The following is a 12,436-nucleotide window of genomic DNA, read 5'->3' on the forward strand; positions in this document are numbered from 1 at the left end:
ATGGACAAGGAACAGAAGCTCCGGGACTACCTCAAGCGGGCCAGCGCGGACCTCCAGCGCTCCCGGCAGCGGGTGGACGAACTGGAGGCCGCCGCCCGGGAACCGATCGCCATCGTCGGCATGGGCTGCCGCTTCCCCGGCGGGGTGGCGAGCCCCGAGGACCTCTGGGCGATGCTGGTCGACGGCCGGGACGGCATCACCGGCCTGCCGGCCGACCGCGGCTGGGAGCTCGACCCGGCCGACGGTCCGACCGACGTCCGGGGCGGCTTCCTGCGCGGCGCGGCCGACTTCGACCCCGGCTTCTTCGGCATCTCGCCCCGCGAGGCGCTGTCCATGGACCCGCAGCAGCGCGTCCTGCTCGAGACCGCCTGGGAGGCGTTCGAGCGGGCCGGCATCGACCCCACCGGGATCCGCGGCACCCGGACCGGCGTCTTCGTCGGCGCCATGCCGCAGGACTACCGCACCGGCCCGGACGACGACGTCCAGGGCTTCGTGCTGACCGGCAACGCCACCAGCGTGATCTCCGGCCGGCTCTCGTACGTCTTCGGCGCGGTCGGCCCCGCGGTCACCGTGGACACCGCCTGCTCCTCCTCGCTGGTCGCCCTGCACCTGGCCGCCCAGTCGCTGCGGGCGGGGGAGTGCGGCCTGGCGCTCGCCGCAGGCGTCACGGTGATGTCCACCCCCACCACCTTCGTCGAGTTCGCCCGCCAGGGCGGGCTGGCCGCCGATGGCCACTGCCGGTCCTTCGCAGACTCCGCCGACGGCACCGGCTGGTCCGAGGGTGTCGGCGTGCTGGTGCTGGAGCGGCTGTCGGTGGCCCGGCGCAACGGCCACCGGGTGCTGGCCGTGCTGCGCGGCTCGGCCGTCAACCAGGACGGCGCCTCCAACGGCCTGACCGCCCCCAACGGCCCCTCCCAGCAACGGGTGATCGAGCAGGCGCTGCGCAACGCCCGGCTCTCGGCCGACCAGGTCGACGTGGTCGAGGCGCACGGCACCGGCACCGTGCTCGGCGACCCGGTGGAGGCGCAGGCGCTGCTCGCCACCTACGGGGCGAACCGGGAGGCGCCGCTGCTGCTCGGCTCGGTGAAGTCCAACCTCAGCCACACCCAGGCGGCGGCCGGCATGGCCGGGGTGATCAAGACGGTGCTGGCGATGCGGCACGGCCTGCTGCCCCGGACGCTGCACGTGGACGCGCCGTCCTCGCACGTCGACTGGGAGTCCGGGGCGGTGCGGCTGCTCACCGAGGCGACCCCCTGGCCGCAGGGCGCCGAACCGCGCCGCGCCGGGGTCTCCTCCTTCGGCCTCAGCGGCACCAACGCCCACGTCATCATCGAGGAGGCCCCGGAGGTCCCGGCCCCGGACGCCCCGGGCGCGTCGGAGGGCCAGGCCCAGGCCCAGGCCGAGGCCGAGGCCGAAGCCGGCTCCGGGGCGCTGCCCTGGCTGGTCTCGGGCCGGACCGTGGAGGCGCTGCGCGCCCAGGCGGAGCGCCTGCGGGACTTCCTGGAGTCCGGCCCGGCCGGCTCCGACGCCGAGCTGGCCGGCGCCCTCGCCACCACCCGGGCCGCCCTGGAGCACCGCGCGGTGGTCACCGCTCCCGACCGGGCCGGGGCGGCCGCCGCCCTCGCCGCGCTCGCCGCCGGCACCGGCGACGGACGGCTGGTCCGGGGCACCGTCCAGGGCCGCGGCAAGCTCGCCTTCCTGTTCGCCGGGCAGGGCGCCCAGCGCCTCGGCATGGGCCGCGAACTGGCCGCCCGCTTCCCGGTGTTCGCCGCCGCGCTGGACGAGGTGCTGGCCGCGCTCGGCGACCGGCCGGGCCCGTCGCTGCGCGAGGTGATCCTCGGCGCCGACGAGGACCTGCTCAACCGCACCGGACAGGCCCAGCCCGCGCTGTTCGCGATCGAGGTCGCGCTGTTCCGGCTGCTGGAGTCCTGGGGCGTCACCCCGGACTTCGTGGCCGGCCACTCGGTCGGCGAGATCGCCGCCGCGCACGTCGCCGGGGTCTTTTCGCTCGCCGACGCCGCCGCCCTGGTCTCCGCCCGGGCCCGCCTGATGGAGGCGCTGCCGGAGGGCGGCGCGATGATCGCGCTCCAGGCCGGCGAGGACGAGGTCCGGCCGCTGCTCGGCGAGGACGTGGCGCTGGCCGCCGTCAACGGCCCGCGGGCCGTGGTCGTCGCCGGCGCGAGCGCGCCCGCCGAGGCCGTCGCCGCGCACTTCGAGGCACTCGGGCGCAAGGTCCGCCGACTGCGGGTCTCGCACGCCTTCCACTCGCCGCTGATGGACCCAATGCTCGACGGGTTCCGCACCGTCGTCGCCGGGCTCTCGCCGCAGGCGCCGGTCATCCCGGTCGTCTCCACGCTCACCGGTGCGCCCGCCACCGTCGAACAGCTCACCTCCGCCGGCTACTGGGTCGACCAGGCCCGCCGGACCGTCCGCTTCGCCGACGCCGTCGACCGGCTCGCGGCCCACGGCACCGCAACGTTCCTCGAACTCGGGCCGGACGGCACCCTGGCCGCGCTCGCCCAGACCTGCCTCGACGAGTCGGCCGCCGACGGCGTCGGCGCCCTCGCGGCGCTGCGCCCCGGCCGGGACGAGACCGAGGCGCTGACCGAGGCGCTGGCCGGGCTGCACGTCCGGGGTGTGCCGGTCCGCTGGGACGCCTACTTCGCCGGGACCGGCACCGCCCGCCACGTCGACCTGCCCACCTACGCCTTCCAGCACCGCCGGTACTGGCCGAAGAGCGCGCTCGCCCGCACCGGCGACGTCCGGGCGGCCGGGCTCGGCTCGGCCAACCACCCGCTGCTGGCCGCCGCCGTGTCGCTGGCCAACACCGACGGCCTGCTGCTGACCGGCCGGCTGTCGCTGCGCACCCACCCGTGGCTGGCCGACCACGCCGTGGCCGGCACCGTGCTGCTGCCCGGCACCGCGTTCCTGGAACTCGCGGTGCGGGCGGGCGACGAGACCGGCTGCGACCGGGTCGAGGAACTCACCCTCACCGCGCCGCTGCCGCTGCCCGCGGAGGGCGGCGTGCAGGTCCAGGTGTGGGTCGGCCGGCCGGACGCCACCGGGCGGCGCGGCATCGGGATCTACGCCCGTCCCGAGGGGGACGAGGACGCCCCCTGGACCCAGCACGCCGACGGCCTGCTGGCCGTGGACGAGCACCCCCGTCCGGCCGGGGAGTCCGGCGCCTGGCCGCCGGCCGGTGCGGAGCCGCTGGACCTGACCGGCCCGGACGGCCTGGACCAGCGGCTGGAAGGCGCGGGCTTCGGCTACGGGCCCGCCTTCCGCGGGCTGACCGCAGCCTGGCGCCGGGACGAGGAGGTGTTCGCCGAGGTCGCGCTGCCGGAGACGGTGCGCGGCGAGGCCGGCGGGTTCGGCATCCACCCGGCACTGCTGGACGCGGCGCTGCACGCCGCGGGCTTCCTGGTGCCGGGCGGGGTGCCGTTCTGCTGGCAGGACGTCAGCCTGTACGCCGCCGGGGCGTCGACCGTCCGGGTGCGGCTCTCGGCGACCGGCGAGGACACCGTCGCCGTAGAGGTCGCCGACGCCGCGGGCGGCCCGGTCGCCTCGGTCGGCGCCCTGGTGCTGCGGGCGCTGCCGAGCGGTGCGGGCGCGGGCACGGGCCCTTCGGCGGAGGCGCTGTTCGAGCTGCGCTGGGCCCGTCCGCGCGGCGGCGGGGCGCCGGTGCCGGCCGCGGTGGCGGTCGACGGGCCGGACCCGCTCGGCCTCGGGACGCTGCCGCCCGCCGGGGACGGGCCGGCCGGGGTGGTGCTGGTGCCGCTCGCGGGCGACCCGGCCGACCCGGTCGGCGCGGCCCACGAACTGACCGCCCGGGCCCTGGCCAGGCTCCAGGCGTGGCTGGCGGACGAGGCGACGGAGGACGCCCGGCTGGTCTTCGTGACCCGCGGCGCCGTCAGCACCGGGGCGGACGAGGAGGTCACCGACCCGGCCGCGGCCGCCGTCTGGGGCCTGGTGCGCTCCGCGCAGGCCGAGCACCCGGGCCGGTTCGGCCTGGTCGACCTCGATCCGGCCGGCGGTCCGCTGCCCGAGGCGGCCCTCGCCGGGGACGAACCGCAGCTGGCGGTCCGGGCCGGCGGCGTGCTCGCGGCCCGGCTGGCCCGGGCGGGCGCCGTCGCCGGTGCGCTCGCGGAACGTTCCGGGGCGGCCCAGGAGCCGGCCGGCGCCGGGTGGGACCCGGCCGGGACCGTGCTGATCACCGGCGGCACCGGCGGGCTCGGCGCCGTCCTGGCCCGACACCTGGTGGCCGAGCGCGGCGTCCGACACCTGCTGCTGGTCAGCCGGCGCGGCGCGCGGGCCGAGGGCGCCGCCGAACTGGCCGCCGCTCTCACCGAGGCGGGCGCCGCGGTCACCGTCGAGGCCTGTGACCTGACCGACCGGGCGGCCGTGGACCGGCTGCTGGCCGGCGTTCCGGCCGAGCACCCGCTGACCGCGGTCGTGCACGCCGCCGGCGTGCTCGACGACGGCGTGGTCACCGCGCTGACGCCCGAGCGGCTCGCCGCCGTCCTGCGGCCCAAGGCCGACGCCCTGTGGCACCTGCACCGGGCCACCAGCGGCCTCGACCTGGCCGCCTTCACGGTGTTCTCCTCCTTCTCCGGCACGGCCGGCGCGCCCGGCCAGGGCAACTACGCGGCCGCCAACGCCTTCGCCGACGCACTGGTGCACCACCGCCGCGCCGCCGGGCTGCCCGCCCAGTCGCTCGGCTGGGGGCCGTGGGCGCCCGCAGGCGGGATGACCGGCGGCCTCACCGCCGCCGACCTCGACCGGCTGGCCGCGGCCGGCACCCCGGCGCTGTCCGCCGCCGACGGCCTCGCCCTGTTCGACGCCGCGCTCACCCGGCCGCAGGCCGTGCTGCTGCCCGTCCGGCTGGACCTGCCGGTCCTGCGGGCCGGCCGGGAGGTGCCCCCGCTGCTGCGCGGACTGATCCGCACCCCCGCCCGGCGCGCCGCCGCGGCCGCCACCGAGGCGGCCGGGACGCTCGCCCGCCGGCTCGCCGGGCTGGACGCCCGGGCCCGCACCGAGGCCGCCGTCGAGCTGGTCCGCGCCGAGGTCGCCGCCGTGCTGCGGCACGCCGACCCGGCCGAGGTCGACCCGCAGCGTCCGTTCCAGGACCTCGGCTTCGACTCGCTCACCGCCGTCGAACTGCGCAACCGGCTCGGTGCCGCGACCGGCCTGCGGATCCGCGCCACCGTCGTCTTCGACCACCCGACCGTGGCCGCGCTGGCCGAGCACGTGCTGGACGGACTGACGGGTGCCCAGGCCCCCGCGGCCCCGGCACCGGTACGCGCCGCCGACGCCGACGATCCGATCGTCATCGTCGGCATGAGCTGCCGCTACCCCGGCGGCGTCGCCTCGCCCGAGGACCTGTGGCGGCTGCTCCACGAGGGCACCGACGCCGTCTCCGGGCTGCCCACCGACCGCGGCTGGGACCTGGACGCGCTCTACCACCCGGACCCGGACCACCTGGGCACCAGCTACACCCGGTTCGGCGGCTTCCTGCACGAGGCCGCCGACTTCGACCCGGCCTTCTTCGGCATGAGCCCGCGCGAGGCGCTGGCCACCGACGCCCAGCAGCGGCTGCTGCTGGAGGCCTGCTGGGAGGCGGTGGAGCGCTCCGGGATCGACCCGGTCGCGCTGCGCGGCAGCCGCACCGGCGTCTTCGCCGGCGTGATGTACAACGACTACTCCGCGCTGCTGGCCGGCGGCCGGTTCGAGGGCCACCAGGGCAGCGGCACCTCGCCGAGCATCGCCTCCGGGCGGGTCTCCTACACCCTGGGCCTGGAGGGTCCGGCGGTCACCGTGGACACCGCGTGCTCCTCCTCGCTGGTCGCCATGCACTGGGCGATGCAGGCGCTGCGGACCGGCGAGTGCACCCTCGCGCTGGCCGGCGGCGTCACGGTGATGTCCACCCCGACCTCGCTGATCGAGTTCTCCCGCCAGCGCGGCCTGGCCCCGGACGGGCGCTGCAAGGCCTTCTCCGACCGGGCCGACGGGGTCGGCTGGTCCGAGGGCGTCGGCGTGCTGGTGCTGGAGCGGCTCTCCGACGCCCGGCGCAACGGGCACCCGGTGCTCGCGGTGGTGCGCGGCTCGGCGGTCAACCAGGACGGCGCCTCCAACGGCCTCACCGCCCCCAACGGGCCGTCCCAGCAGCGCGTCATCCGCGCCGCCCTCGCCAACGCCGGGCTGACCGCGGGCGAGGTCGACGTGGTCGAGGCGCACGGCACCGGCACCCCGCTCGGCGACCCGATCGAGGCCCAGGCGCTGCTGGCCACCTACGGCCAGGACCGCGAACTCCCGCTGCTGCTCGGCTCGGTGAAGTCCAACCTGGGCCACACCCAGGCCGCCGCCGGCGTCGCCGGGGTGATCAAGACCGTGCTCGCCATGCGGCACGGCGTGGTCCCGCGCACCCTGCACGCCGCCGAGCCGTCCTCCCACGTGGACTGGGAGGAGGGCGCGGTCGAGCTGCTCACCGAGGAGACGCCCTGGCCGGAGACCGGGCGTCCGCGCCGGGCCGGCGTCTCCTCCTTCGGCTTCAGCGGCACCAACGCCCACGTCATCCTGGAACAGGCCCCCGCCGCCGTCAGCGCGCCGCCCGTCCCGAGCGTCGCGGAGCCCGTCCTGCTCTGGCCGCTGGCCGGGCGCAACCCCGCCGCGCTGCGGGACCAGGCCACCCGGCTGCGGTCCTTCGTCACCGCCCGCCCCGGACTGCGCCCGGCCGACGTCGGGCTCGCGCTCGCCACCACCCGCTCCGCGTTCGGCCACCGCGCGGTGGCCGCCGGCGCCGACCGGGACGAACTGCTCGCCGCCCTGGCCTCGTTGGCGGCCGGTGAGCCGGCCGCCGGGCTGGTCACGGGCGAGAGCGGCGGCGGGCGGCTCGCCCTGCTGTTCGCCGGCCAGGGCGCCCAGCGCCTCGGCGCCGGGCGCGAACTCGCCGAGCGCTTCCCGGTGTTCGCCCGGGCCCTGGAAGAGGTGCTGGCCGAGTTCGGCCCCCGGCTGGAGCGCCCGCTGCGCGAGGTCCTGTACGGCGACGACGAGCAGCTGCTGAACCGGACCGGCTGGGCCCAGCCCGCCGTCTTCGCGGTCGAGGTCGCGCTGTTCCGCCTGCTCGACTCCCTGGGCGTGCGGCCCGACCTGCTGCTCGGCCACTCGATCGGCGCCGTCGCCGCGGCGCACTGCGCCGGCGTCCTCACCCTGGCCGACGCCTGCGCGCTGGTCGCCGCCCGGGCCCGGCTGATGGACGCGCTGCCCGAGGGCGGCGCCATGGTCTCGGTCGAGGCCGCCGAGGAGGAGGTGCTGCCCCGCCTGGTGCCGGGCGTCGCCCTCGCGGCCGTCAACGGCCCCCGGGCCGTGGTGCTCTCCGGCCTGGCCGACGAAGTCCTGCGGATCGCCGGCGAGTTCGCCGCCGAGGGCCGCCGGACCAAGCGGCTGGCCGTCTCGCACGCCTTCCACTCGCCGCTGATGGAGCCGATGCTGGCGGAGTTCCGCGAGGCCGTCGCCGCCCTGGAGTTCCACCCGCCGCGCATCCCGTTCGTCTCCGACACCACCGGCGAACCCGCCACCGAGGCCGAACTGCGCTCCCCGGACTACTGGGTCGAGCACGTCCGGCAGGCCGTGCGCTTCGCCGACGCGGTACGCACCGCCCGCGCGGCCGGCGCCGTCACCTTCCTGGAGCTCGGCCCCGACGGCGTGCTGTCCGCACTGGCCGAGGACGTCCTGGCCGGCGACACCGCCGTGACGGCCGTCCCGCTGCTGCGGGCCGGCCGCCCCGAGGAACGCTCCACCGCCGGGGCCCTGGCCGCCCTGCACGTGCGCGGCCACGCCCCGGACTGGGCCGCCCTGTACGCCGGCACCGGCGCCCGGCCCGTCGAACTGCCCACCTACGCCTTCCAGCACGAGCGCTACTGGCCCGAGGCCGAGCCCGGCACGGCCGCCCCGGCCGCCGACCCGGCCGACGCCGCCCTGTGGGGAGCCGTCGAGCGCGGCAGCGCCGCCGAACTCGCCGGGCTGCTGGGCCTGCGCGACGAACAGCACGCCGGCCTGTACGCCCTGCTCCCGGCCCTCGCCGACTGGCGCCGCACCCGGCACGAGAAGACCCTGCTGGACGCCGCCCGCTACCGGGTGCGCTGGCAGCCCCTCCGGCCCACCGCCGCGCCGGTGCTCGACGGCAGCTGGCTGGTGGTCACCGCCGAGGGCGTGGACGACGCCGAGCTGCTCGCCGCGCTGCGCGGCCACGGGGCCCGGCTGGAACGGCTGGTGCTCGACGAGGCCTGCCACGACCGGGCCGAACTCGCCCACCGGGTCGAGGGGTTCGGCGAACTGGCCGGAATCCTGTCGCTGCTCCCGCTGGCCGACCGGCCCACCCCCGGGCCCGGCCTGCCGGCCGGCCTCGCGCTGGGCGCCGTGCTCGCCCAGGCCCTGGGCGACCTTCGCTCGGCCGTCCCGCTGTGGACCGTCACCCGCGGCGCGGTCTCCACCGGACCGGCCGACCCGCTCACCAACCCCGTCCAGGCCGCCTCCTGGGGCTTCGGCCGGGTGGCCGCCCTGGAGCGGCCGCAGGCGCCGGGCGGCCTGGTCGACCTGCCGCCGGTGCTGGACGCGCCGACCGTGCAGGGCCTGGTCGGCGTCCTGGCAGGCGGCGGCCGCCGCAGCGGCGAGGACCAGGTCGCGCTGCGCGGCACCGCCGCGTACGGCCGCCGCCTGGTGCGCCATCCCGTCGACGAGCTGCCCCGGGCCGAGGAGTTCACCGCCGACGGCACCGTGCTGGTCACCGGCGGCACCGGCGCCCTCGGCGCCGAGACGGCCCGCTGGCTGGCCCGGGCCGGCGCTCGGCACCTGCTGCTGACCGGCCGTCGCGGCCCGCAGGCGCCCGGCGTCGACGAACTGGTCGCGGAACTGGCCGAGCTGGGCGCCACCGCCACCGTGCTGGCCTGCGACGCGGCCGACCGGGACGCGCTCGCCGCGGCCCTGGCCGCCGTTCCAGCCGAGCAGCCGCTGACCGGTGTGGTGCACGCCGCCGGACTCGGCCAGGCCGCCCCGCTGGCCGACACCCCGGCCGAGGAGCTGCACCGCCTCACCGCCGCCAAGCTGCACGGCGCCGCCCACCTCGACGCCCTGCTCGCCGACCACGACCTGGACTTCTTCGTCCTGTTCTCCTCCGTCGCGGGGGTCTGGGGCAGCGCCGGTCAGAGCGCCTACGCCGCCGCCAACGCCTACCTGGACGCGCTCGCCGAGAACCGCCGGGCGCGCGGCCTGACCGCCACCTCGATCGCCTGGGGCCCGTGGGCGGGCGCCGGGATGGCCTCCCACGAGGCGGTCTCCGACGGCCTGCGCCGCCAGGGGCTGCGCCTCCTCGCCGTGGAGAGCGCGCTCACCGAGCTGCGCCGCGCGATCGTCCACGAGGACACCGCGGTGACCGTCGCGGACGTCGACTGGGAGCGTTACGCCCCGGTCTTCACCGCCGCCCGGCCCAGCGCGCTGTTCGACGAGATCCCCGAGGTCCGGGCACTGGCCCGGACAGCCGCCGACACCGGCGCCGCCACCGACCTGGCCCGCCGGCTGCGCGGGCTGGCCGGCCCGGAGCGGGACCGGCTGCTGGTGGACCTGGTGCGCCGCGAGGCGGCCGTGGTCCTCGGCCACGGCTCCGCCGACGGGGTGCCGGAGAAGCGGGCCTTCCGGGACGCCGGCTTCGACTCGCTGACCGCCGTCGAGCTGCGCAAGCGGCTGGCCGCCCTGACGGGGCTGTCGCTGCCCAGCACGCTGGCCTTCGACTACCCCAACCCGCTCGCCCTGGCGGCGTTCCTCGGCGAGGAACTGCTCGGCGTGGAGGCGGAGACGGCGGACCGCCGGACCACCGTGGCCGACCCCGCCGAGCCGATCGCCATCGTCGGCATGGGCTGCCGCTTCCCCGGCGGCGCCGCCGGCCCCGAGGAGCTGTGGCGGCTGGTCGCCGAGGGACTGGACGCCACCTCCGAGTTCCCGGACAACCGCGGCTGGGACGACGGACTCTACGACCCGGACCCGGACGCCAACGGCCGCACCTACTCCACCCGCGGCGGCTTCCTGCACCAGGCCGGCGAGTTCGACGCCGCCTTCTTCGGCATCTCCCCGCGCGAGGCCCTCGCGATGGACCCCCAGCAGCGCCTGCTGCTGGAGACCACCTGGGAGGCCTTCGAGTCCGCGGGCATCGACCCGACCTCGGTGCACGGCAGCGCCACCGGCACGTTCATCGGATCCACGTACCAGGAGTACGGGCTCGGCATGGACGACAGCTCGGCCGGACACGCCGTCACCGGCACCAGCCCGAGCGTGCTCTCCGGCCGGCTCGCCTACCTGCTCGGCCTGGAGGGCCCGGCCGTCACAGTCGACACCGCCTGCTCCTCCTCGCTGGTCGCCCTGCACCTGGCCTGCCAGTCGCTGCGCGGCGGCGAGAGCAGCCTCGCGCTGGCCGGCGGTGCCACCGTGATGACCAACCCGAACGCCTTCATCGCCTTCAGCCGTCAGCGCGCGCTGGCCGCCGACGGCCGCTGCAAGGCCTTCTCCGAGGCCGCCGACGGGATGACCCTCGCCGAGGGCGTGGGCGTCCTGGTGCTGGAGCGGCTCTCCGACGCCGAGCGCAACGGCCACCCGGTGCTCGCCGTGATCCGCGGCTCGGCGATCAACCAGGACGGCGCCTCCAACGGCCTCACCGCCCCCAACGGGCCCTCCCAGCGACGCGTCATCCGCCAGGCCCTCGAGAACGCCGGGCTCACCGCGGCCGACGTCGACGCCGTCGAGGCGCACGGCACCGGCACCGCCCTCGGCGACCCGATCGAGGCCCAGGCGCTCCAGGCCGCCTACGGGCGCGACCGCGACCCGCAGCGCCCGCTGCTGCTCGGCTCGGTGAAGTCCAATCTCGGGCACACCCAGTCGGCGGCCGGCGTGGCCGGGGTGATCAAGATGGTCCAGGCGCTGCGGCACGGACTGCTGCCGCGCACCCTGCACGCCGACCAGCCCTCCTCGCACATCGACTGGACCCCGGGCACCGTCGCCCTGCTCCAGGAACCGGTGGCCTGGCCGGCCGGCGAACGGACCCGCCGCTGCGCGGTCTCCTCCTTCGGCATCAGCGGCACCAACGCCCACGTCCTCCTGGAGGAAGCCCCGGCGGCCGTCCCGGCCCCGGAGCTCCCGCAGGCCCCGGACGCCCCGGCCGGCGGCCCGGTCCCGTGGGTGCTCTCCGCCCGTACGCCCGCCGCGCTGCGCGCCCAGGCCGCCCGGCTGGCCGAGCACCTGGAGGCCGAGCCGGGCCCGTGCCCGCGCGACGTCGGACACGCGCTGCTGACCACCCGTACGCTGTTCGAGCACCGCGCCGTGGTGCTCGGCGCCGACCCGGCCGAACTGCGCGCCGGTCTGGCCGCGTTCGCCGCCGGTGGCTCCGCGCCGAACACCGTGCACGGCCTCGCCGAGGGCACCGGCCGGACGGTCTTCGTCTTCCCCGGCCAGGGCTCCCAGTGGGCCGGCATGGCCGCCGAACTGCTCGACGAGTCACCGGTGTTCGCCGAACGGCTGGCCGAGTGCGCGGCCGCGCTGTCGGCGCACGTCGACTGGTCGCTGCTCGACGTGCTGCGGCAGGCCGACGGCGCGCCCGGCCTGGACCGGGTGGACGTGGTACAGCCGGCCACCTTCGCGGTGATGGTGGCGCTGGCCGCGCTGTGGCGCGCCCACGGGGTGCACCCCGACGCGGTGATCGGGCACTCCCAGGGCGAGGTCGCCGCCGCCGTGGTCGCCGGGGCGCTCTCCCTGGAGGACGGCGCCCGGGTGGTCGCCCTGCGCAGCCGGCTGATCGGCCGCGTACTGGCCGGCTCCGGCGGGATGGTCTCGGTGCCGCTGCCGGCCGCCGAGGCCGAGGAGCGGATACGCCCGCACGGCGACGGGCTGGGCATCGCCGCCGTGAACGGCCCGCGGACCGTCGTGGTGTCCGGACCGGCCAAGCAACTCGACTCGCTGATGGCCGAGTTCGAGGCCGAGGGGATACGCGCCCGGCGGATCAGCGTCGACTACGCCTCGCACTCCGCCCAGGTCGAACTGCTCGCCGGGGAACTGGTGGCGGTCCTCGCCCCGATCCGCCCGCGCGCCGCGGAGGTGCCGTTCCACTCCACCGTCACCGGCGAGCGGCTGGACACCACCGCCCTGGACGCCGAGTACTGGTACCGCAACCTGCGGCAGCCGGTGCGCTTCGACCCCGCGGTCCGTGAACTGATCGCCCAGGGCAACGAGTTGTTCATCGAGGTCAGCCCGCACACGGTGCTCAACATGGCCATCGAGGCCACCGCCGAGGACTGCGCCGGCCGGGCCGCCGCCGTCGGCACCCTGCGGCGGGACAAGGGCGGCGCGGCCCGGTTCCTCGGCTCGCTCGCCGAGGCATTCGTCCGCGGCGCCCGGGCCG

At 77.5% G+C, this 12,436-nt stretch carries 1 protein-coding gene (running past one end of the window); it reads left to right on the top strand.

Features of this window, described 5'->3' with window-relative positions:
* Window positions 1-12,436, top strand: the 5' end (the start) of a protein-coding gene (locus BOQ63_RS04935) for a type I polyketide synthase (protein ID WP_499503667.1). Its footprint extends 15,830 nt past the window's final position; 12,436 of the gene's 28,266 nt are visible here — the first part of the coding sequence; the start codon lies at window positions 1-3; the stop codon falls past the right edge of the window.

It is taken from the genome of Streptomyces viridifaciens (assembly GCF_001888885.2).
GTDB classification, from domain to species: Bacteria; Actinomycetota; Actinomycetes; order Streptomycetales; family Streptomycetaceae; genus Kitasatospora; species Kitasatospora aureofaciens.